18 protein-coding genes are annotated in these 22,144 nt (G+C 66.9%); 11 read left to right on the forward strand and 7 right to left on the reverse strand.

Annotation, left to right across the window (positions count from 1 at the left end; genetic code table 11):
- Positions 1-31: 31 nt before the first annotated feature.
- Positions 32-1,024 carry an alpha/beta hydrolase gene (locus HQM25_RS05725; RefSeq protein WP_172989368.1) on the forward strand — a complete coding sequence of 331 codons (993 nt, stop codon included), beginning with the start codon at positions 32-34 and terminating at the stop codon, positions 1,022-1,024.
- Between the two features lie 26 nt (positions 1,025-1,050).
- The gene (locus HQM25_RS05730; RefSeq protein ID WP_172989369.1) at positions 1,051-2,250 is read left to right on the forward strand and encodes an acetyl-CoA C-acyltransferase; all 1,200 of its coding nucleotides are present in this window, start codon (positions 1,051-1,053) and stop codon (positions 2,248-2,250) included.
- A 78-nt stretch (positions 2,251-2,328) separates the two neighbouring features.
- On the opposite strand, the gene HQM25_RS05735 is transcribed toward HQM25_RS05730, so the two are convergent.
- From HQM25_RS05735 to HQM25_RS05750, 4 genes are all read right to left on the reverse strand, one after another.
- Positions 2,329-3,933 carry an AMP-binding protein gene (locus HQM25_RS05735; protein ID WP_172989370.1) on the reverse strand — a complete coding sequence of 535 codons (1,605 nt, stop codon included), beginning with the start codon at positions 3,931-3,933 and terminating at the stop codon, positions 2,329-2,331.
- A gap of 39 nt (positions 3,934-3,972) precedes the next feature.
- On the reverse strand, positions 3,973-4,362 hold the full coding sequence (locus HQM25_RS05740; protein ID WP_254359567.1) for a MaoC family dehydratase: 390 nt from the start codon (positions 4,360-4,362) through the stop codon (positions 3,973-3,975).
- Positions 4,363-4,424: 62 nt separating this feature from the next.
- Complete coding sequence (gene fabG, locus HQM25_RS05745) at positions 4,425-5,171, reverse strand: 3-oxoacyl-ACP reductase FabG (protein WP_172989372.1); 747 nt, start codon at positions 5,169-5,171, stop codon at positions 4,425-4,427.
- A 30-nt stretch (positions 5,172-5,201) separates the two neighbouring features.
- Positions 5,202-6,434: an acyl-CoA dehydrogenase family protein gene (locus tag HQM25_RS05750; protein WP_172989373.1), complete on the reverse strand. Its 1,233-nt coding sequence runs from the start codon at positions 6,432-6,434 to the stop codon at positions 5,202-5,204.
- A gap of 144 nt (positions 6,435-6,578) precedes the next feature.
- Here HQM25_RS05750 and HQM25_RS05755 point away from each other — a divergent pair, with 144 nt between their 5' ends.
- The 3 genes from HQM25_RS05755 (at position 6,579) to HQM25_RS05765 (ending at position 8,742) form a co-directional block, all read left to right on the forward strand.
- Positions 6,579-6,809, forward strand: a complete 231-nt coding sequence (locus HQM25_RS05755) for a hypothetical protein (RefSeq protein WP_172989374.1) — start codon at positions 6,579-6,581, stop codon at positions 6,807-6,809.
- Positions 6,806-7,657, forward strand: coding sequence for an alpha/beta hydrolase (locus HQM25_RS05760; RefSeq protein ID WP_172989375.1), 852 nt, complete (start codon positions 6,806-6,808; stop codon positions 7,655-7,657). The genes HQM25_RS05755 and HQM25_RS05760 overlap by 4 nt, the downstream gene beginning before the upstream one ends.
- An 86-nt stretch (positions 7,658-7,743) precedes the next feature.
- Positions 7,744-8,742, forward strand: coding sequence for a hypothetical protein (locus tag HQM25_RS05765; RefSeq protein ID WP_172989376.1), 999 nt, complete (start codon positions 7,744-7,746; stop codon positions 8,740-8,742).
- Here the strand turns inward: HQM25_RS05765 and HQM25_RS05770 are convergent.
- Positions 8,734-9,675: an alpha/beta hydrolase gene (locus HQM25_RS05770; RefSeq protein WP_172989377.1), complete on the reverse strand. Its 942-nt coding sequence runs from the start codon at positions 9,673-9,675 to the stop codon at positions 8,734-8,736. The genes HQM25_RS05765 and HQM25_RS05770 overlap by 9 nt on opposite strands.
- A gap of 8 nt (positions 9,676-9,683) precedes the next feature.
- Positions 9,684-10,628: an MBL fold metallo-hydrolase gene (locus HQM25_RS05775; protein ID WP_172989378.1), complete on the reverse strand. Its 945-nt coding sequence runs from the start codon at positions 10,626-10,628 to the stop codon at positions 9,684-9,686.
- A 217-nt stretch (positions 10,629-10,845) separates the two neighbouring features.
- On the opposite strand from HQM25_RS05775, the gene mobF reads away from it, so the two are divergent.
- Both mobF and HQM25_RS05785 read left to right on the forward strand, forming a co-directional pair.
- Positions 10,846-14,331, forward strand: a complete 3,486-nt coding sequence (gene mobF, locus HQM25_RS05780; protein WP_172991530.1) for a MobF family relaxase — start codon at positions 10,846-10,848, stop codon at positions 14,329-14,331.
- 82 nt (positions 14,332-14,413) lie between these two features.
- Entirely contained in the window at positions 14,414-14,764 is a 351-nt protein-coding gene (locus tag HQM25_RS05785; protein ID WP_172989379.1) for a sulfate permease, read from the forward strand.
- A 241-nt stretch (positions 14,765-15,005) separates the two neighbouring features.
- Here the strand turns inward: HQM25_RS05785 and HQM25_RS05790 are convergent, their stop codons facing one another.
- Positions 15,006-16,019, reverse strand: coding sequence for a hypothetical protein (locus tag HQM25_RS05790; protein ID WP_172989380.1), 1,014 nt, complete (start codon positions 16,017-16,019; stop codon positions 15,006-15,008).
- A 175-nt stretch (positions 16,020-16,194) separates the two neighbouring features.
- Between HQM25_RS05790 and HQM25_RS05795 the strand changes: the two genes are divergently transcribed.
- From HQM25_RS05795 to HQM25_RS05810, 4 genes are all read left to right on the forward strand, one after another.
- On the forward strand, positions 16,195-17,526 hold the full coding sequence (locus HQM25_RS05795; RefSeq protein ID WP_172989381.1) for a hypothetical protein: 1,332 nt from the start codon (positions 16,195-16,197) through the stop codon (positions 17,524-17,526).
- A 348-nt stretch (positions 17,527-17,874) separates the two neighbouring features.
- Complete coding sequence (locus HQM25_RS05800; RefSeq protein WP_172989382.1) at positions 17,875-18,882, forward strand: nucleotidyltransferase domain-containing protein; 1,008 nt, start codon at positions 17,875-17,877, stop codon at positions 18,880-18,882.
- The gene (locus tag HQM25_RS05805; protein ID WP_172989383.1) at positions 18,879-20,342 is read left to right on the forward strand and encodes a HesA/MoeB/ThiF family protein; all 1,464 of its coding nucleotides are present in this window, start codon (positions 18,879-18,881) and stop codon (positions 20,340-20,342) included. The genes HQM25_RS05800 and HQM25_RS05805 overlap by 4 nt, the downstream gene beginning before the upstream one ends.
- Positions 20,339-22,111: an SAVED domain-containing protein gene (locus HQM25_RS05810; protein WP_172989384.1), complete on the forward strand. Its 1,773-nt coding sequence runs from the start codon at positions 20,339-20,341 to the stop codon at positions 22,109-22,111. Before HQM25_RS05805 ends, HQM25_RS05810 begins: the two co-directional genes overlap by 4 nt.
- Positions 22,112-22,144: the final 33 nt, after the last annotated feature.

Consider the following 22,144-nt stretch of genomic DNA (forward strand, 5'->3'; position numbering starts at 1 on the left):
CGAAGACAGAGTGAATGCCGAGGACACGCAGATGACGCACGAGCAGACGCGTACGGCCGACCTTCCAGCCGATCCGTACTGGATGCGCCTGATGGCGGCGTTGGTGGAGTATCAGCGCCCCGGACACCCGAGTGGCGTCTTCCCTGATCAGGCGCTGCGCCGTCAGCTCGAGGAGCCGGTGGAGGGCGAGATCGACTATGCGCCGCCGGCGATGCCCACTCGCGATGTGCGGCTGGGCGAGGGGAGCGAATCCTTCACCGTCCGCGTGTACACACCCGACGCGGGGGAGTCGCCCCGGCCGCTCTTCGTGTGGGTTCATGGCGGAGGCTGGGCCTTCGGCGACCTCGACAGTGCGGAAGCCGATGCGACCTCGCGCGAGGTCGCCGCACGCGCCGGCGCGATCGTCGTCTCGGTCGACTACCGACTCGCGAGGGAGGGTCTTCATTACCCCGCCCCGCTCGACGACGTCGTCGCGGCGTATCGCTGGGCCGTCGCGCAGGCGGATGAGTGGGGCGCTGACCGCTCGCGGATCACGCTCGGCGGCGCCAGTGCCGGCGGCAACCTCGTCGCCGGCGCCGTCCTCCGTCTGATCGAGGACGGCGAGCAGGTGCCCAACAGTCTGGTGTTGGCCTACTCCGCACTGCACGCAGTGCTCCCTGCCGCGTCGGACGAGCTTCAGAGTTGCCTCGACCGCATCAGCGTCACGGCCGGCTTCGGGGCGGAGATCTACACGCCGATCGTCGAGAACTACCTCGGCGGCGTCGCCCAGTCTGCGCCCAGCCAGGCGATGGCCGGCGTGGCCGACGATCTGTCCGGATTCCCGCCCACGTACGTCTTCAACTGCGAGTTCGACGGTCTGCGGGCTTCCGGCGAGGTGTTCGCCGCGCGACTTCGCGAGGCCGGAGTGGACGTCGTTCTCGAGACGGTTCCCGGCGTGCTCCACGGTCACCTGTCGCGCCCTGGTCTTCCGCAGTCGCTGCAGTCGTTCGATGACCTGGCCGCGTGGGTGGGAGCGCAGCGATGACACTCGACAGCGCAAGGAGGACACTCATGCCCACCCCCGTCATCGTCAGTGCCGCCCGCACTCCGATCGCGAAGGCGTACCGCGGCGCGTACAACAACACCTCGCCGCAGCAGTTGGCAGGTCACGTCATCGCCGCGGCGGTGGAACGGGCCGGCATCGATCCCGCTGAGGTCGACGACGTGATCCTCGGTGCGGCGCTCCAGCAGGGCGCCACCGGCGGCAACATCGCACGTCAGAGTGCTCTGCGTGCCGGACTCCCGGTCACGGTCGCCGGCATGTCGGTCGACCGCCAATGCGCCTCGGGCCTGATGTCGATCGCCGTCGCGGCAGCCCAGATCGCTCACGGCGATCTGGGCATCGCCGTGGCCGGCGGCGTCGAGTCCGTGTCGCTCGTGCAGAACGAGCACATGAACACCTACCGCGCAGCCGATCCGTGGCTGAAGGCGAACGTTCCTGGAATCTACTTCCCGATGCTCAACACGGCCGAGATCGTCGCCGAGCGATACGGCGTCTCGCGAGAGATGCAGGATGCCTACGCGCTGACCTCGCAGCAGCGCACCGCCGCCGCCCAGCACGCCGGCGTCTTCGCTGATGAGATCGTGCCGCTCACCTCGCTGCAAGCGGTCGTCGATCGGGAGAGCGGCGAGGTCTCGTACCGTGACGTGCATCTCGATCACGACGAGGGAAATCGCCCCTCCACGACCTCGGACGACCTCGCCGCGCTGCGCCCGGTGCTCGCCGACGGCACCGCATCGACGGTCGCGACCGTGACCGCCGGCAACGCCAGCCAGCTATCCGACGGTGCGGCGGCGACCGTCCTCATGACTGAAGACGAAGCATCCCGTCGCGGTCTCGCACCGCTGGGCGTCTTCCGGGGTGTCGCCGTCGCCGGAGTGGCCCCGGACGAGATGGGCATCGGGCCGGTGCCGGCCGTCACCGCGTTGCTACGGCGGGAGGGGCTGACGGTCGACGACATCGACCTGTGGGAGCTCAACGAGGCGTTCGCCTCGCAGGTCGTGTACTGTCGCGACGCCCTGGGCCTCGATCCCGACAAGCTCAACGTCAACGGCGGCGCGATCTCCATCGGCCACCCGTACGGCATGTCGGGCGCGCGCATGGTGGGCCATGTGCTGCGAGAGGGACGTCGACGCGGCGCACGGCTCGCGGTCGTCACGATGTGCATCGGCGGCGGCCAGGGAGCGGCAGGTCTGTTCGAGATCGCCTGAACCCATTCGGGGATCGACTGAACCCACTGTGGCCCGCGCCTGGATTCGGCGCGGGCCACAGTGGCGTTCCCGTCTCGATCAGACGGTGGCGCCTGCTTCGACGGGCGTGCCGAAGCGCTCCACCAGGGCGCGCCGGAGCACCTTGCCGCTCGCGCCGAGCGGGAGCTCATCGACGATGTGCACCACACGCGGGTACTTGTACTCTGCCAGGCGCTCCCGCGCGAAGGCGATGACGTCCTCCGCAGTGACCTCTTCGCCGCTCTTGACCACGACGGCGGCGTTGACCTCTTCACCCCGCCGCTCGTCGGGCAGACCGAACACCGAGACGGCCACGAGCTGGGGATGCGCCGCGACAGCCTGCTCGACCTCCGTCGGGTAGACGTTGTACCCGTTGCGCACGATGAGGTCCTTCTTGCGGTCGACGATCGTGACCACGCGGTCGGTGATCGTGCCGAGATCGCCGGTGCGGAACCAGCCGTCGACGACGGCGGCGTCGGTCGCGTCTTCGCGGCCGATGTAGCCCTTGAAGACATTGTGGCCGCGCACGACGATCTCGCCGATCTGCTCGGGGTCGGTCGTCAGCTGGATGGAATCGTCGATGTCGGCCTGGGCGATCGCGACGTCGACGCCCCACAGCGGCGTGCCCACGGTGCCCGGCCGGATGTCGTCGTGGACGGTGTTGAACGACACGATCGGTGTGGTTTCGGTCAGACCGTAGCCTTCGTGCACCTGCGCGCCGAAGCGGGCGGCGAACTTCTCGAGGATCACGCGGGGGAGCGCGGCGCCACCCGAGATGCCGTAGCGCAGCGCGGGCTGCGCGTCGGACCGCGCCCCGGCCTGGATCAGATCGATGAACATCGTGGGCACAGCGGCGAAGATCGTGACACCCTGGTCCACGAGCAGCTGCAGGGCGGCATCCGCCTCGAATCGGGGCATGAGCGCGATTGATGCGCCGCGCCGGAACACCGTGTTCATCACCGCGGTCTGGCCGAACGTGTGGAACAGGGGCAGTCCGCCGAAGACGACGTCGTCGCGCTGCATGTCGAGAGAGTCGATGAGCGAGGTGTGCACCTGCTCGACGATCGAGAAGTGCGAGCTCACCGCACCCTTGGGGGTGCCGGTGGTGCCGCTCGTGTAGAGGATCGTCGCCGCATCCAGCGGGTTGGTGCGCGCGATGTCGGCGATCGGCGCGGCTGCGGCCGCTTCCTCCTCGAGACGCGGCACGCCCGAAGCGGCGACCATCTCATCGGGGACGAGCACCGACACGGTGGGCACCTTGGCGGCAGCGGCGGCGGGGAGCGCCTCGGCGAGGAACGGCGCCGCGGCGACGAAGAGGTCGGCCTGCGCGTCGGAGAGCACGAACGCGATCTCGTTCTTCTTGAACAGAGGATGCACCGGCACCACGATCGCGCCGAGTGCGAGCGCTGCGTAGTAGACGCGCATGAAGTCGGGCACGTTCGGCGCCATGAGAGCCACGCGGTCGCCCGTGCCGATGCCGCGGGCCTTCAGCGCGCCGGCGTACGCGCGGGTCTGTTCCCACAGCGAGCTGTACGTGATCGTGTGCCCGGCGAAGTGCACCGCCGGCGCGGACGGATAGCGCGCAGCGCTCTCGGCGAGGATCGTCGCCACGTTGAGGGTGGCGAAGCCGTCCCCCTGGATTGCGCGGTCGTTGAGTGTTGTCATTGTGTGTCCTTTCGACGTTGAAAAGCGAATGAGGGCGGATCAAGGGGTAGAGACGAACAGGTGGATGGTCTCGGCAACGAGCGCCGGGCGCTCGCTGCCGTCGATCTCGACGGTGTTCTTGAGGCGCGCCCGCACGCCGCGGTCCGTCTCGACGGCCTCGACGAGCTCGGTGCGAGCGCGTATGCGGGCGCCGCTCGGCACCGGCGCGAGGAAGCGGACGCCGTCGACGCCGTAGTTGACGACAGCATCCGCGTTCTGAACGTCGATGAGATCGCGGATCAGGCCCGGAACGAGTGACAGCGTCAGCAGTCCGTGCGCGATGGTGGTTCCGAACGGGCCGGTGGATGCCCGCTCGACGTCGACGTGGATCCACTGGTGATCCTCGGTCACCTCGGCGAAGGCGTCGATGCGCTCTTGCGAAACGGTCACCCAATCGCCGATGGCCGTCGAGCCGATCAGTTCCGTCAATCCTTCCGGACGCGAGGCGCGGATCATGCCTTCGGACCGCCCGCGACGTACAGCACCTGACCGGAGATGAATCCTGCCTCTTCGCGGCAGAAGAACGATACTGCGGCGGCGATGTCGTCCGGCACGCCGGCCCGGGCCACCGGGATCTGCGAGATCTGCGCCTCGACGAGCTGCTCGAAACTCACCTTCAGCCGCTCTGCGGTCGCCCGCGTCATGTCGGTCTGAATGAAGCCGGGGGCGATCGCATTGGCGGTGATGCCGTATCGGCCGAGCTCGATCGCGAGGGTCTTGGTGAACCCCTGGACACCGGCCTTCGCCGCGGCGTAGTTCGCCTGTCCGCGGTTGCCGAGCGCCGACGTGCTCGACAGGTTCACGATCCGGCCCCAGCCGGCCTCCACCATGTGCGACTGCGTCGCCTTGGTCATCAGGAAGGCGCCGCGCAGATGCACGTTCATCACGGTGTCCCAGTCGGACTCCGTCATCTTGAACAGCATGTTGTCGCGCAACACCCCGGCGTTGTTCACGAGGATGCCGGGGGCACCGAGCTCGGCGACGATCCGGTCGACCGCACCGTCGACCGACGCGGCGTCGGCGACATCGGCGGCGATGGCGATCGCGCGGCCGCCGGCTGCGGCGATCGTCTCCGCTGTCGCGAGAGCGGCCGACTCATCGAGGTCGATCACAGCGACGGCGTGACCGTCTGCGGCGAGGCGGAGGGCGGTGGCGGCGCCGATGCCGCGGGCGGCTCCGGTGACGATGGCAGTGGTCATGGGTATGAGATCTCTCGCAGTCAGGGGCGGTCAGGCGAAGGCGGGGATGCCGGTGATGTCACGACCGACGATGAGGGTGTTCATGTCGTGGGTGCCCTCGTACGTGTAGATCGCCTCGGCGTCGGCGAAGTGCCGCGCGACGCCGTAATCGAGCTGGATGCCGTTGCCGCCGAGAATCTCGCGGCACAGTGCGACCACTCGACGCATGCGTTCGCTCACGGTGGCCTTCGCCATCGCCGACTGCTCGTCGGTGAGCGTGCCGGCATCCTGCAGCTGCGCGGTGCGGGTGCACAGCGCGATGGATGCCGTGATCTCGGTCAAGCAGGTGACGAGCTTGCTCTGCACCAGCTGGTAAGAGCCGATCACGCGCCCGAACTGCTCCCGCGAGCGGGCGTAGGCGACGGCGGCCTCGTAGGCGCCGACGCCGTTGCCCAGGGCCTGCCAGGCCACGTCGGAGCGGGTCTGCCGAAGGATCAGTGCCACCTCGCGGAAGGAGTGCACGCGCGCCAGTCGAGCGCTGTCGGGCAGTCGCACATCGACGAGGGTGATGTCGGCATTCTCGACGGCGCGCAGGGACTGCTTGCGCTCGATCTTGGTCGCGGTGAAGCCGGGCGTGCCGCGGGTGACGAGGAAACCCTTGACCTTGCTGTCAGCGACATCTCGCGCCCAGATGACGACGATGTCGGCGAAGGTGGCGTTGCCGATCCAGCGCTTCGCACCGTCGAGCACCCACTCGTCGCCGTCGCGGCGAGCGGTCGTGCGAATGCCGCGAGCCGTGTCAGAACCCGAGAACGGCTCGGTCAGGCCGAATGCGCCCACGATCTCGCCGCGAGCCATCTTCGGCAGGAGGTCGGCGCGCTGTTCATCGGATCCTCCGATCGCGACGGCGTTCATCGCCAGGCCGCTGTGGACCCCGGCCATCGTCGCCACCGAGGAGTCGACGCGGGCCATCTCGTAGCTGACCCATCCGCGGAAGAGCGCGGAGTTGTCGAATTGGGCGACCTCGGGAAAGCCGGCGCCGTACAGGCCGAGGTCGGCGAGCGGGCGGAAGACCTGTCGGGGGCTTTCGGCGCGCTCCCAGTACTCGTCGGCGATCGGAGCGACCTCGCGCTCCAGGTACGCACGCAGGTCAGCCAGACGGAGGCGCTCGTCGGAGGTGAGCAGGTCGCGGTAGCGGTAGAAGTCAACCGGGTCGGCGACGTCGGCGTGCTGGGCGGCAGTTGCGACCTCGCGTTCGAGATCGATCGTGTCGGTAGTCGTCATTGATGCTCCTCCGTCTTCCCTGACCTGGCCATCGTATAGCAAAAGCACCCATACGGGTGGTTTTGCCGCAGCATGCAGCGAGGGGCAAATCTCAGCGGCATCGGGTTTCAGGAAACTCTAAAATGTGAGTGATCTAATAAATTCATGAGTGAGATCCCGTCTCCCCGTCCGAAGTCGACTCCGCGCCGTCGCTGGCTCCGCAGATTGCTGATCACGCTGGCCGCTGCCGCGGCGGTCGTCTTGACGGCCGGCATCGTCCTGTCGAACAACACCCAGATCATCGTCGGCGCGTTCCAGGGCTATCTGACGCAGAACTCCTTCGAGCCGCACAATCCCCCGACGACCGGGTTCGTGATGACGGGGTGCGCTACGTGAACGATCTGGAGTACGGCACGGAGTATCCGAACAGTCACCTCGACATCTCCTACCCGGCCGACGCCCCCGACGGTCCACTGCCGACCATCGTGTACTCGCACGGCGGCGGCTACTTCGCCGGCGACAAGGTCCTCGGCGACCCGTTGGCCATCGACAGTGATGTCAATTTCCTCTTCGACCGGTTCTTGGATGACGGATACGCGTTCGTCAACATCAACTACGCGCTCGTTCCCGAGTACCAGTTCCCGGTGCCCGTCTATCAGCTCGACCAGGCGCTCGCATTCCTGGTCGACCACGCCGACGAGTATCAGCTCGACATGGACAACGTGATCATCATGGGTTCCTCGGCGGGTGCCGCGATGACGGCCCAGTACGGAGCGGCGATCTCGAACCCCGAGTACGCACGCAGCCTCGACTTCACGCCCTCCATCTCGAAGGACAGCGTGCGCGCCCTCGTCATCGACGATGCCCCCATCGCCATCGATGACTTCGGCATCTCGGTGATGGGCCTGGTCGGGAACTACATCGACGGCACGACCCATCCCAGCGAAGAGGATCGGACGCGCTACGACCCCACCGACGACGTCACGGCCGGGTATCCGCCGACCTTCATGCTCGGCAGCAATTACGACGGCGACGGATACGCGCACGACATGGCGCTCCTGAGCGTGGCCCTCGAGGAGAACGAGGTGCAGCACGAGTTCTTCTACGAGCGCTACCCCGACGGGGGTGAGACGAATCACGGACTTCTCGGTGGCCTGATCTCCGATGACCCGATCGCGGTCCACGCCTACGACGCGATGATGTCGTTCCTCGATTCGACGGCGCCGGCAGCACCCGCGTCCTGACGTGAGTCGCTGCGGCGGCGGGCCCCTCAGAGTCTGTCTCTCAGGCTCTGAGGGGCCGGTTCGCGTCCGCGGCATATCGTTGCATCATGCTCGATCACGTCGCGGTCGCCGATGTGCCCCTTCCGATCCCGTCCCGAAGGCTCAACGCGGAGGCCGGCCTGCGAGCCTTTCCGCTGGCAGGCGCCGAGTGCGTCGTCGGGTGGGTGGAAGGGCGGCAATCGTACCGAGCGGGCGTTTTGGATGCCTCAGACGGGTCGTTGCGGGGAGCGGCGCCGATCAGGGGCGCCCTTGCGGGTCATCTGGCTGATGACCGGTTCGTCTGGATGCTGACGGACTACGGGCTACAGGAAGTCGATCGCGAGACCTTCTCGGTGCTGCGCACCCTCCGCGCCGGCCTGCCGAAATATGCGTCGCGCCTGCTTGCGGTCGGCCCGCACCATGCGCTCGTCGTCGTGAAGTATGGCCAGTCGCATTCGCTCGTGAATCTTCAGACGATGACGATCACCCACAGGATCAGGGTGCCCGAGCCCGCGGTCGCCCTCCCCGCCGACGAGGAGACCGTGCTGCTGAGCCTCCGCTACGGCATCCGTGCTCGGCTCGCCGCCGACTTCGGCAAGATCATCCGCCGCGACGCTGTCCCACGCGGGACGGGCGCGAGTGTGGATGGGGTCCGAGCGATTTATGTGACAGGCGTCCCCGAGGAGCCGTCCGCACTCGTGCGGGAGGTCGGGCTCGACCCCGAGCGCTACGTCGATCTCGCACCGACCGGCACCCTGGCATGGCTGGGCGCGGACGGGCTGGCTGCGGTCGCTTCCGTGGATGCCGGGGTTTCCTGTGTCCATGGCGTCTGCACGTCGGGCGAGATCGTCGCCAGCGATGGGGACCCGAACTCCGGCATCAGCCGGCTCGTCGTCCTGGACGCAGATGGCCAGACTCCGACCGCTGCGCACGAGTTCCGCGAGAAGGCCGGAATGCTCGCCGCGCTGCCGGAATCCGCGGTGCTCGCAACTCCCCGGTTGTTCGGAGACGCGCGTGGCGGCTTCGAACTGCTGCGATGGAGTGGCTCAGGCGCTGCCTCAGCGTGAGTGCTCTTCGTGAGGCCTGGCGTATCCCTGTCGCACGAGCCAGTCGTCGTAGACACCGGCGAAGCGCATGCTGTCCGTTCCCGGACGCCCCAAGCCGAACCCGTGGTCTCCGGATTGGAAGAGGTGCGTCTCCACGGGAGCGCCCGCGTTCTTCCAGACCGTCTCGATGTTCTTCGCATCCGCCACGGTCGTGTCGGGATCGGCCGCGGCGATCAGCAGCGAAGTGTCGGCAGGATGCACATTCTCGACGTGGTCGAGGCCGTAGACGGACGCGGCGATGTTCGGCCGAGTCGCGGCGTCGTCGCCGGTCAGCGTTCCCAGCGTCGCTATGGCACCGGCGGAGAACCCCGTCATGCCCACGCGCCGAGGGTCGATGCCGAGGCGAACGGCGTTCTCCCGAACGAAGCGCACCGCCTGCCGGGCATCCGAAATCGCAGCAGCGCGCCCGGGGGAGATGCCGTCCTTCAGGCCTCTGGTGATCACGCTCCAGGCGACGCCGATCGTCGGAGTTCGTATCCGGTACTTGAGGACGAAGGCCGTGATCCCGCGCTCGGCGAGGAACTGTCCGATCTCGATTCCTTCGACGTCCCAGGCGAGGGCTCCGAAGGCGCCGCCCGGCAGCACGATCATCGCCGCCCCCGTCGCGGTGTCAGGATGCGGGCGGATCGCGGTCACGGTCGGGACCGAGACGTTCTGGATGGTGTTCACCGAGCGCCAGCCCTGATCCGCCAGTACGCGCGTCTCGCTGTGGGTCACCGACAGTTCGACGTCGGGGCGACCCGTTCTGATGCGCTCGACCGGCCACGCGGGGTCGTCCGGCGGGCCCGGCCGGCCGGTCTGCGGCCGCGTGACCCGGGCCAGTGCGAAAGCGCCCCCACCGACGGCAAGGGCCGCGATGCCCGCGGCGACGGCGACGATCACTTCACGTTTCATGTGACTTCTCACTGGATGTTCGAAGCGCGGAACGACAAGGTGGCGCCGTCGAGTTCGTAGTGACCGCTGTCGAGGACCTCGGCGCTCACATCGCCTTCGATCAGATCAGTGGCGGGGTGGTCCAGCTTCTTGAGGAAGGAGCTGTCGAGAGGGTCGGCGTGGCCGGGGTAGACGACGTCGAAATCGCCCTCGTCGGCCAACTGCTCGAGGCGGCGGATCGAATCCCGATAGGTGCTGACACTCAGACTCTCGGGCAGGTCGAGGAGCACACCACCTTGGGCCACCATGTCGCCGGCGTACAGCGCTCCCACTTTCTCATCGATCAACCCGATGGATCCCGGTGTGTGCCCCGGGATCGGCACGATGCTGATGCGTCGGTCACCCAGGTCGAAGGAGCCGGTCTCAGGCAGTGGGAGGAAGTCGTCGCTGGTCGGCATCGCCATCGTGGCGTCGTCGGCATATCGGGTGAGCCACCGCAGCGGCGCGGGCACGTCGGGGAGGACAGCCTCGATGGTCTCCGGCTGGTTGTAGTCGTGATAGACGTCGGCCTCGTCTTCGGAGAGGTAGACGTCGTCGAAGTAGTGGTTCCCGTGGGTGTGGTCGTAGTGTCCGTGGGTGTTGACGACCGTGACGGGAAGGTCGGTGATCTCGCCGATCGCGGCAGGAAGGTCGTTCAGGCCGTTTCCGGTGTCGATCAGGAGGGCTCCGGTGGTGCCGACGATCAGGTACTGCTGCGTGACGTTCAGCCCATCGGAGAATCGGTAGGTGGACTCGTTGAGCTGGGTCGCCTCGGGGATCCTCACGTCACCGAGCGAATGACGCCAGACGTTGAGCCCGATGACGCCTGCGACGATCACGCCCGCGAAGACGGCTGCAGCGATGACGAGCTTCCTCGTACTTTTCTTCATGTCACCTTCCGGCTGTGGTTGAATGCCCGTCCAAATGCGCAGCACCAGCGCATGGTGGATCTCACGCGGATTCCCTACACCAAAGTCTCAGTAGAGCAATATTTTACCGGGGTCCCGGTTCCCAGTCTGAACGCTAAGCAGTCCGTCGGGCGCGAGCCTCAGACCTCCACACGTCTTGCAGATCGAGGTGTGCGCCTGCTGACGCGGGCGCGCCGGCACCACCTCTCGTATGGAGGAGAGGCGGTGCGTGGTGTCGGTGTCGATGCGGGTGATGAGCGCGGGGGATGGGTACAAGTACCTCCTCCGCACCGTCGCCGCGGCGGACGGTGACCGGCCGCTCTCCACCCCACTCTCCCGCTACTACGCCGAGGCCGGCACACCGCCGGGTCGCTGGCTCGGGAGCGGACTGCCGGCGCTGGCAGACGGCCGAATCGACGCGGGATCGCGGGTGTCGGAGGCCCAGCTCGAGTTGCTCCTTGGGATGGGGCGCGACCCCGGGGCGGGCGCACCGCTCGGTCGGGCTTACCCCGTGTACGCGGCATCCGATGCGAGCCCCGACCGCGCCAACCCAGACACCCCAACGCCGACCCGCCGCCGCGCCGTCGCCGGGTACGACTTCACCTTCTCGCTACCGAAGTCGGCGTCCGTGCTCTGGGCGGTCGCCGATGCCAACACGCAGGCCACGATCGCGACCGCGCACCACAAGGCGATCGACGACGTGCTCGCGTTCATGGAGCGGGAGGTCGTGGCGACCCGTGCCGGCGAAGCGGGCCGTGACGGCGCTGTCGCGCAGGTCGACGTGACGGGGCTCATCGCCGCAGCGTTCGATCACTTCGACTCGCGCGCGGGCGATCCGCAACTGCACACGCACGTCGTGGTGAGCAACAAGGTGCGCACCGTGTTCGACGGCAAGTGGCGCTCGCTCGATGGGCGCCCGCTGCACGCGGCGACGGTTGCGCTGTCCGAACTACACGCCGCCGCGTTCGCCGATCACCTGGCGCGTGCGCTGGGCGTCGAGTGGGAGCGCCGCGCGCGCGAAGCCGACCGCAACCCGGTGTGGGCGGTCGCCACCGTTCCTGAGCATCTCGTCGCCGAGTTCTCGTCGCGCTCGCGTCACATCGACATCGAGAAGGATCGGCTGATCGACGAGTACATCGCCGCCCACGGGCGCGCGCCGTCGAAGGTGACCATCATCCGCCTGCGCCAGAAGGCGACGCTCGCGACTCGTCCCGAGAAGCAACTCCGCTCGCTCGCGGATCTCACGCATGAGTGGCGAGCGCGAGCGAGTCGACTGCTCGGCGTCGACGCGACCGTCTGGTCGCGCACTGCGGTGAATCACCGTGACCCTGCGCAGCCGATGCGCGCCGAAGACATCGAGCACAGCATCCTGGACCAGCTCGCAGAGCGCGTTGTCGAAGCGGCAAGCGAGCGTCGATCGACGTGGACGCGCTGGAACCTCTACGCCGAAGCCGCGCGCCAAACGATGGGGTGGCGCTTCGCCGCAACCGAGGACCGCGAGGCGATCGTGGCCATGATCACGGATGCTGCGGAGCAGCGCTCCACGCGCCTCACACCACCCGAGCTCGCCGTCTCGCCCGCCGAGTTCCGACGTGCGGATGAGACGAGCGTCTTCCGCCCGCGCAACTCCGCGCGCTACTCATCGATTGCGCTGCTGGATGCGGAGGAGCGACTGCTCACTGCGTCGCAGGCGGCCTCTGCGCCGATGGTCAGTGTTGCAACTCTCGAGCGCGCCGAGCGCGCGCGCCGCAATCACGGGATCGTGCTCGGGGATGATCAGCGCACAGCGCTCCACTCGATCGCAACCTCCGCGCGATCGCTCGACGTGTTGATCGGCCCGGCGGGTGCCGGAAAGACAACCGCGATGCACGCGCTCCGTCTCGCGTGGGAGCACGAGCACGGCCGAGGCTCGGTCATCGGGCTCGCACCGTCCGCGGCTGCCGCGCGCGAACTCGCCGATGACCTCGGCATCGCGACCGAAAACACCGCCAAGTGGTTGCACGAGCATCATCACGGTCGCGCGACGGTCCGTGCGGGTCAGCTCGTCATCATCGACGAGGCATCCCTCGCCGACACGCTCACGCTCGATCGCATCAACACACTCGCGACGCGGGCCGGGGCGAAGGTTCTCCTGGTGGGGGACTGGGCACAGCTGCAGTCGGTCGACGCCGGCGGTGCGTTCCGGATGCTCGTCGAGGCTCGCACCGATGCACCTGAGCTTGCTGACGTGCACCGCTTTCGCAATGCCTGGGAGAAGGAGGCATCCCTCGACCTGCGCAGCGGGCGAGTGCAGGCTCTCGATGCGTATGGCGCGCACGATCGGATCGCAGGCGGCGATGCCGACGCGATGGCGGATGCCGCGTACAGCGCATGGCTCCAAGACGTCTCGTCGGGCAGGTCGTCGGTTCTCGTCGCAGATACAGGCGAGGCGGTCGCCGCGCTCAATCGACGGGCGCGGGCCGAGTTGATCCTCACTGGCGCCGTGGATGCCTCGGCCGAAGCACCCCTCCGAGGCGAGTCCGCAGCATCCATTGGTGACGTCATCATCACCCGCAAGAACGACCGCCGCCTGCGCTCGGGACGCGACTGGGTACGCAACGGCGCGCGCTGGAAGGTCGTCGCCGTTCGTCGAGACGGCTCGCTGCGCGTGCAGAACGCCGACCGCGCCGGCTCTCGACCACTCACGCTGCCTTCCGAGTACGTGGCTGAGAACGTAGACCTCGGCTACGCGGTGACCGCCTACCGCGCGCAGGGGATCACGACCGACACCGCGCACGCCGTCCTCGAACCCGGAACGACGCGCGAGAACCTGTACGTCGCGATGACGCGGGGTCGAGCCTCGAACACCGCGTATGTGGTCGTGTCGCGCCCTGACGACAATCACTCCGCTCGGCATCCCGGTGAGCGTCCGGATGCCACAGCCCGCGACATCCTCGCCGGCGTACTCGCTCACGTCGGCGCCGAGCTGTCGGCACACGAGACGATCGCCTCCGAGCAGGAGGCTTGGGGATCGATCGCGCAACTCGCCGCCGAGTACGACACGATCGCGGCATCCGCACAACGGCCACGGTGGACGAACCTCATCCACACGTGCGGGCTGCCCGTCGAACTGGCCGAAGCGGCGATCGAGTCCGATGCCTTCGGTGCGCTGACTGCGGGCCTTCGACGTGCCGAGGCGCTTGGCCGCAACGTCGAGACACTTCTGGCGCGGATCGTCGCCGCGCGTGGAGTCGACGACGCTCAGGATGCGGCGGCTGTGCTCCACGAGCGGCTCGAGCGAGTCCTCGTTCAGCCGTCGAGCGGCAGTTCGCGGGGGAATAGGGGTCGGCTGATCGCTGGCCTCATTCCGGAGGCGATGGGGGAGATGGATGCCGAGATGCGGCGTGCCCTCGACGAACGGGCGCATCTCGTCGAGGAGCGTGCGGCGGCGCTCGTCGATTCTGCGGTGGCGTCGGGGGAGAGGTGGGTCGCTTCGCTCGGACGAGTTCCCGTCGACGCGGCGCGCGCGGGTGCTTGGCGGCATCAGGCCCGAATCGTTGCCGCGTACCGTGACCGGTACGGCGTTTTCGAAGATGACGCGCTTGGCGCACCCGCAACGTCACCGAACCAGCGGGTGGATGCCGCGGCCGCAGTCGCGGCGCGGGATCGCGCGATCTGGCTTTCGCGGGCAGATGCTCCTGCACAGCCGCACCGGGCGTCATCGCGCACGCGCGCTGTCCACAGCCCGTAGTGGGTGGTTCTATCAACGTCGGAAGGGCGGGCGTAGCCTGTGCGCAACCGCAGGATCCACGCCTGAAGGAGAGGCCTGGCCCATGTTCCAACTGCTCATCGCCTTCGTCAGTCGCATCTACACGTTCTTCCAGCGGACCATGCCGACGAACATGATCATCCGCGCCACGCACACTCGCCGCGGCCTGAAGTGGGGCGTGCCGGCGATGCTTCTCGCTGTCGTTTACGTCGTGATCGGGGCCGCGCTCGCACAGTGGGTTGCCGGCGGAGCGCCCGGTTGGATCAATCTGCTCGTACTGGTGTGCCTGTGGAACGCGCTCAAGTTCGTGGTGAACGGGCCCGTCACGCTCGTGCGACTGGTGCGCGTCCGGGCGATCGAGCGGCGCTACCGCGACGCGGGTGTGGCGTCAAATGAATCGATGTCGGTGGGCTGAGACCCGAACCCCGACGCGACGGCTTCAGCGGGCAGTGCAGCTTCGTTAGCCGTCCGCTCAGCGTTCATCAGACTGCACCGGTCATACGTGCGCAGATCGCGCGCTAATGACTCGAAGCGCTAGAAGCATCGCCTTCGCACGCACGAGGACCGGCTTGCGCGCGCGGGGACCAGTGTCGGCGGCACAGCTCTATCTGCGCTTGAAGTCCTGCTTGGGCAGTTTCGGGGCCTAGGCGTGCTTCCTACCGAGGCTCGGGTTCCGGGCGTAGGTCGGGTACATCCTCCGGTCGAAGCGGGACGCCATTGTGGGTAGTCATGTTGGTCGCGACGTGGACCAGGCCCGCCTGTCGCAGGTCGTACCACTCTTCCTCGCGGCCACTCATCTGTGCGTATAGGACCAGTCCGAGCGTCAAGATCTTCTCGGCGAGCTTCAGGACTTCCAGGACGGCGGCACGGCTCGGAACCCGGTATCTATGGCCGCCATCCGCGATCATGGCCCCAAATTCACGCGGCACCCACTGCTTGCCGTGGGCAGCGCCCGCTGACGCGCGCCAGAGCATTTCGACTCGATCGGGGGTGAAGTGTGCTCCGCTGTAAGCGGGCACGGGTTCGTCTTCCGGCTCAGGACCGGACTCGGGGGTGGCGAGTAGGTCCGACTTTGCTTCGACCGTCGCCCCCGTCCCAGCGTCGGACCAGAGCTCGGCTGCGTAGCGAACCATCTCCACGTATGTGGGACCTCTGAAGGTCTTGGCCGTGACGCCCCGCGCCTCGCAGAGTCTGTCCCGCTCGGCAAGCAACTCATCCTTGCTTGGCCCTGGCGGCGTGGCTTTCGCATGCTCGATGGTGTCCGCAACCCCGAGCGCAAAGAACCTGCTAGCCGTTGCTTCGCTGTCCGGCGCAGCGAGTATCCAGATCGTCTGCGCGGCGCTCTCCATCGCCGCCCGCGCCAAGGTGAGCGCAGGTCTTAGGGCGAATGTGAGTCGCGCATCGGGATGGAACTTGAGGGGCACGGCGTAGTCGGCCCAGAGCACGAGATGGTCTATCGCGGCGTCCAGGTATCCCTCGCACCACTCCGCCATCTCACGAAGACCGCGTCCGCCGTCGGCGTCAGGGCCGAGATATGAGGTTGGGAGCGGGGGTCCCATCGCCTCGAACATGTGCTGAAGAATTCGAGCGCCGTGCGCGACCTCGATTAGCGGCAGCATTTCGTCGTGAGAGAGGACGAAGGGATCATCGGGATCGTCGTCGGTCGTCATGATCCCGAGTCTGTGGCACGAATCGCGCGGACTCCGAACGGACACGGCCTGCTCGCGGCATCCCGGAGGAGCATCATGAAACGGCGAGCATTCGTCGGCGATCCAGATGAGGTCGACTCAGGCAAGGATCCGCGCAATTGACCGTGGTGTCGGAGTCTTATGGTTCGATCGAGCTATGACCGAGATCGACCTCAGCCGTCTTCCCACCGGCGCGCGGGGATGGTCGGCCCTGGTTGAGTGGGCTGCGGCCTCCGATGACCGCCAGGAGAGGTACTTCCTTGAGCTGAAGTCGGATGCCGATCTGAACGGTAAGCGTGATCGTCACAAAGTCGCGAAGTTCGTTCTGGGCGCCGCGAACCGCGATCCCGTGAAGGCGGCAAAGCGGTTTGGCGGACACGCCGTCATGCTTCTCGGCGTCAGCGCTGGCGTGATCTCGGGGATCGCCGCGTTTGAGGCGAAGGATCTCGAACGCGAGGTAAGGAAATTGACCGGCGCAGACGGACCGGGATGGGACTTCGAGCGTGTTCGCGTCGACGACGAGCATGACGTGATCGCGATCATTGCTGACCCACCGACCGCGCGGATCTGGCCGTGTCTGGCCGACGGCGAGGGGGTGTTCAACGGAGACATCTACCTTCGCGGGGATGGCAACACGGAGAAGGCCAAGGGGATCGAAGTCCAGGCAATGCTCGCGAGACTGATGGCGTCCGGGGAGGCTCCCAAGTTGCCCGAGATCACGGTCGCCATCGAAGGGTCGGCGATGGGCGTCCAGTTCGATCCGAAGCGAGTCGTGAGCTGGGTCGAGGACGCGAACGATGACTATCTGCGGGGAATCGGATCAGACCGAGGTGACGGACCATTCGGGATCCTCGCAACCCAGGGCCTGATGGAACGGCGCTCGGAGACCGACTTCCGCCGTCAGATCGAGCGTTGGACCACGGCTGCAATTGCGGATCCCGCATCCGGACTCCACGATCTCGCGGCGCGGATCGCCGTAGGGATTCGCGTTCGCGTGACGAACCCGGAGATGAGATCACTCCGCGACGTGCGTGTCGACATCGAGTTCGACGAGCCGGTGCGCGCTCTCGACTGGGAGGATCCGGACCGCGATGACCGGGCCGAACTGTTTCCCGATCGCCCGCCAGAGTGGGGTCGCGACACCTTGGCATACATGTTAAGGGACACGCACATTGCCCCGTTCGTGCCTCGCGACACCGATGGCCTCCTCCAGATTTCGCAGACATCCCCAGCGAAGCTGTCCCTCTCACTGAACCTCTTACGCTCCAAGGAGGCCCGGATGACGGAGGAGGACGACATCGTGCTAGTCCTCTTCACTGAGGACGAATCTCCCGAGCAGCTCACCGCGAGATGGCAGCTCACAGCCGGCGATGTTCACGACCTTCTTGAGGGGAGTCTCGTCGTTCCTGTGGCGCACTACGACTGGCGGGGACCCCTCGCGAACCTGCTTGGCGATGATGATGCCCAGGCGGACGCGGGTGCGGTGTAGCCAGCTGTCGCGGCGGGGCTAGGCGAGTGCCCGCGCGCCGCGGGACGAGGGAAGGCCGCACGTCGCCCGATGCGGGTGCATCCCGGGCGCTTTCGCCGGGCCGCGAGCCGACCCGGGATTTCGCGACGACTCCGTTCGAAAGCGCCGGCTTGCGGTCTCTGGAGAAGCGGGCTGTGCAATGCGGCGAACGACCAGGACGACACCAGATGAGCCGGATGGCTCTCGAATCGGCGCATTCTGCGGAGCGCCGTTAGCTCGAGCAGGCGGGCGCAGCCGGGCGCCGGGCCCTAATGTCGCACCCCATTCGTAGACTCGAGAGACCAACCCCACCATGAGCGGAGTACGCCAGTGGCTCACCTGAAGCAGCAGTTCAAGGATGCGTTGAGCGCCATCGAGCCCGGCGACGACAAAGCCAACGCACCCGAGGCGCATCGCCTGGTCCGCGATGCCCTCACGGCTGATGCGAAGCTCGCCGAGTACGGGGTGGACCCGGTGCTGATCGGTTCCTACAAGCGGAGCGTGTCGATCAGGCGGGTGAAGGACGTTGACGTGTTCGTCCGACTCCCCAACATGCCGAGCGACGTCACGTCGAAGGAGATCCTCGATCGGTTCTTTACCGTCCTGCACAACGAGTTCGGACGCGACGACGATGGGCACCAGCGGACCAAGCGACAGGATAGAAGTCTGAAGGTCGCATTCCCCGAATATGACCTCGACGTCGATGCTGTTCCCGCACGACCGCATTGGGACGGCGAGAGCTGGGAGATCCCGCAGAAGGGCGACGACAACCAGTGGGTGCGCACCAACCCCGAATCGCTGACGTCCCTGTCGACCGCGATGAACACCGCGCACCACGGCTTCTACGTCCCGACGGTGAAGCTGCTCCGCCAGACCCGGCGCGCGCTCCTCGGCAAGAAGAAGCCGGGTGGCTTCTTCTTCGAGGTCGCGACGTACCAAGCCTTCGCCTCAGGTCTTGTGGTGGGCAGTGATCACGCGGAGTACTACGCCTCGGCGCTCGAGGAGGTGAGCAAGATTGTTGAGAGCTTCGTCACTTACGGCATCCCGCTCAGCGACCCCACACTCACTGGGCATACCATCAGCATCCGCGCGACGGAGGACGAACTGGAGGTAGCTAGGAGTCGCTTCATCGACGCCGCCGCTGACGCGCGGGCCGCTCTCGAGGAGGAGGACGAGGGCCAAGCGGCGCTGGCGTTCCAGAAGCTGCTCGGCAAGAACGGCGACGACGACACCGTTTTCTCGATGCCGCCGGGCTTCAACGATGACGGATCGAAGCGGGAGTTTGCCATCTCCGCCGGTGAACGGGTCGTGCCGGCGGGGACCAGGACCTTCGGTTGACGATCGACGAGTACGACGAGTACGTCGCACACTCGCGTCAGCACTTCGAAGAGGGCCTGATTCGCGCAGGCTTCGTCGAAGGCGATACCGGGTGGCGAGGCACAATCGCACACACGGGCGGATCGACCGACGTCGTTATCTCGTTTCGGGCCCGCTTCCCCTTCCAGCCGCCACGCGTACTTCCGGTCGACCCCAACAGCGTCACGTGGTCTTGGCATCGAGAACTGGACGGCGCGCTTTGTCTGGTCGCGGAAGATGACCACGACAATCTGTGGTGGACTGAAACGTCGGCCTTTCTGGAGCACGTGACTGCGTGGTTTGAGCAGGCGGATGCCGGGTGGCCTGATGATCGTCCCGATCTGGATCTCGAGCGATACTTCCACGCGTCCGAGGACGAGCGCCTCTATCTCTACGATGACCTCGCCGGCTACCCAAACGGCTTCGTTAGATTCCGCCCGAGTAGCAACAACACCATGCGGATCGGAAGCGGCACGCGCCCGCCGAAGGCGTCCAAGCACAGCAAAGACCGCTTCGGCTATGTAGCCGATCTCGGCGACATCGACGTTCCACCGCGATCCTGGCAGGACATCGCGGCCCGCATCGCCCCCGACGTGGACCTGGACCGCCGGATCCGGAGTCACCTAGTCGATCTCGTGGTACTCATTTACCGTCGCGGCATCCATGACGGCGCGATCGTCCTCGAAGTACTGCCGACGAAAGATGGGGGTATCGCTGCCCGGCGCCTCCGCGCAGCAGCCGACACCACCGCGGCGAAGACGGCCCGCTCAGGGGTGATTGCGCCTCTGCTCCACGAAGCTCGGGTCGCGATCGTCGGCGTCGGCGCGCTTGGCTCGTTCACGGCCGATCTGCTCGCACGTGCCGGTATCCGACACCTGACGCTCATGGACAACGACATCGTCATGCCCGGCAACCTCATCCGCCACCTCGTCGGACCGGAGATGGTGGGGATGCCGAAAGTCACCGCGGTCAAACGACATCTTGTCGCCCGGCATGAGATCGCCGCAGACGACATCGAGGAGCTCGACGAAGCCGTCTCGTCCGGTGACGCCGCAATGGAGCTTTTGACCAGCCACGATCTCGTCGTGGATACCAGCGCCGACTTCGCCACGACCGCGCTCCTGCATGTCGCGGCCAGATCCGCGCGGAAGCGGATCATCTCTGCCTCGATTCAGTACGACGGCGCCACCTACCGCGTCGACCTACTCCCGCCGCTTGAGGGCGCCGACCCGCTTCCGCCCTCAAGGGTCGACGTCGATCAGCGGCAGCCCGCCCTATTCGAAGCCGGGTGCGGCAGCCCGATCTCGCCAACACCACCCCACGTGGCCGTCGAGGCGGCATCCGCGACCGTCCGTCACGTCATAGGCCTCCTAATCGAACATCCCGTCCACCCCTCCGGGGAAGTACGAGCCCTCGTCGGCCCAGCAAGGACTGTCCAATGACTCGATCCGCTCCGAGCATCGACGTGCGCGCTGACGCCCACGAAACGATCGCATCCGAGACAGCGAAACGCTTGCCACTCGAAACCGGCGGCATCCTCCTCGGATACCGCGAGATGGACAACTTCGTGATCACGCACGCCCTCGTGGTCGATGGCGGTGGCGCGACAAAGGACCGTTACGTCCGCGACGACGTTCGAGCAAACGAGCGGCTCTCAGAGTTCCTCTCGGATAGAGCAGAGGACGACCCAATCGGCTACGTCGGAGAGTGGCACAGCCATCCCGCACCCTCCGGCCCGAGCACAATCGACCGCAACGCAATGCGCGGCGCTGCCAAGGCGGCTGACCGCTCCGTCGCTCTCCTCGTATTCACGCCCGGCGACACGGGCGCGTACTTCGGCCTGATTGCACAACGTCAGCGACTCGGCCGAGTCGTCACGCGAGATGCGAACGTGACCCTGCCCGCGCCACGATTCGGTCAGCTGGGCCCGCTGCCCGATGGCGCAGTCCGCGGTGATGGGCCCGTGTTCATCTCGTACCGCCAGTCCGACGGGACACAGCAGGCGGAGTCGTTGGAGAACTTGCTCAGAGCCGCTGGTCTCGTCGTCTGGAGAGACCGCGTCGACCTGCGACCAGGGACGACCACCGATCGCCTCGAGCAGGCCCTCACCAAGGGGCTTTCGGCAGGAGTACTCGTCGTGACGCCCGACATCGTCGACAGCGATATCGTCCGCGAACGCGAACTCCCCCGACTCCTTCAGCTCGACGAGGACCCCGCGTTCAGCCTGTGCATCGCCAACAAGATCGCACGAGAAGCGAGCGAGTCGAAATGCGACTATGACGCGCCCGATCGGCTGCTGCGGCTCGCGCCGGCCCGCACACTGGCCGACAAGAAGCAGGCCAACGTGCTCGACCCCGCGGGCGAGCTCGAGATCGTTCGTGACCTCCTCATGCACCGCATCGAACAACGGCGCCCTGAGATCCGCGCAGAGGGCCGGGACTTCACGATTCGAGCTCAGAGCCGCCCAGCCCCGGTCGCCGCAGATGCCGACGATGATGACCTTCACATGCGGATCAAGGAGGCCACCGACGGCCGCCTTCCGTCACCCGACGGCCTCGCACTCCTCCGGCGGACGCTCCCGCTCACCAGCGATGCGGTGTTCGCGGCAGGCGCGAAGCGCGTCCAGATCTCCGGCGGCGCACACCTCTCGATCGGACTCGCGCTCGGGGCCGCATTGCCCGAAACCAAGATCGGCAACGTCGCGGTCCTCGATGTACAGAACAACGTCTGGGAGTCCACACCAGCCAGCAACGATCCGGGCGTCACCGAACTCAAGGTCGAGGCGCTTCCCATCGAGGTCGCTCAGCCGAGCGACACGGCGGGCAGAGTCGCGGTCCTCGTGACGTTGACCGCCGCCCCCGATCTCACCGCGCTCGAGCACCTCGTGCGCGAATCCGGAGAGGGGTTCGCCAGCGTCGAGATCGTCTCCGTGACGAGTTCCAATCGGATCGATCCCCACGAAGCGGGCCGACTTAGCCATGCGGTTGCCCAGCATGTCAAGCGCCTGTCCGCGGATCACGGGCGGGCCGAGGTGCATCTCGCTTTCCACGGCCCCTTCGCGATGGCCGTGCTGGTCGGGCGGCACCTGAACACCCTCCGCACCATCGCCTACGAATGGGACGGCGATACGATCAACGGCCCTCGCTACCGGCCAACGCTCGCCATCGAGCCCGGCGTCGCTGGCGCTCCGATCACAGAGGTCCTCCTGTAGCAACGGAGCCGAGCAGACGGGTCTGACGTTGGG

The organism is Microbacterium hominis, from assembly GCF_013282805.1.
Taxonomy (GTDB): domain Bacteria; phylum Actinomycetota; class Actinomycetes; order Actinomycetales; family Microbacteriaceae; genus Microbacterium; species Microbacterium hominis_B.

Bases quoted from the DNA above. Each gene is read 5' to 3' on its own strand.
- HQM25_RS05725 (WP_172989368.1), top strand. From the start codon at position 32: ATGACGCACGAGCAGACGCGTACGGCCGACCTTCCAGCCGATCCGTAC.
- HQM25_RS05755 (WP_172989374.1), top strand. From the start codon at position 6,579: ATGAGTGAGATCCCGTCTCCCCGTCCGAAGTCGACTCCGCGCCGTCGC.
- fabG (WP_172989372.1), bottom strand. From the start codon at position 5,171: ATGACCACTGCCATCGTCACCGGAGCCGCCCGCGGCATCGGCGCCGCC.
- HQM25_RS05730 (WP_172989369.1), top strand. From the start codon at position 1,051: ATGCCCACCCCCGTCATCGTCAGTGCCGCCCGCACTCCGATCGCGAAG.
- HQM25_RS05785 (WP_172989379.1), top strand. From the start codon at position 14,414: ATGTTCCAACTGCTCATCGCCTTCGTCAGTCGCATCTACACGTTCTTC.
- HQM25_RS05770 (WP_172989377.1), bottom strand. From the start codon at position 9,675: ATGAAACGTGAAGTGATCGTCGCCGTCGCCGCGGGCATCGCGGCCCTT.
- HQM25_RS05810 (WP_172989384.1), top strand. From the start codon at position 20,339: ATGACTCGATCCGCTCCGAGCATCGACGTGCGCGCTGACGCCCACGAA.
- HQM25_RS05790 (WP_172989380.1), bottom strand. From the start codon at position 16,019: ATGACGACCGACGACGATCCCGATGATCCCTTCGTCCTCTCTCACGAC.
- HQM25_RS05750 (WP_172989373.1), bottom strand. From the start codon at position 6,434: ATGACGACTACCGACACGATCGATCTCGAACGCGAGGTCGCAACTGCC.
- HQM25_RS05735 (WP_172989370.1), bottom strand. From the start codon at position 3,933: ATGACAACACTCAACGACCGCGCAATCCAGGGGGACGGCTTCGCCACC.
- mobF (WP_172991530.1), top strand. From the start codon at position 10,846: ATGCGGGTGATGAGCGCGGGGGATGGGTACAAGTACCTCCTCCGCACC.
- HQM25_RS05795 (WP_172989381.1), top strand. From the start codon at position 16,195: ATGACCGAGATCGACCTCAGCCGTCTTCCCACCGGCGCGCGGGGATGG.
- HQM25_RS05765 (WP_172989376.1), top strand. From the start codon at position 7,744: ATGCTCGATCACGTCGCGGTCGCCGATGTGCCCCTTCCGATCCCGTCC.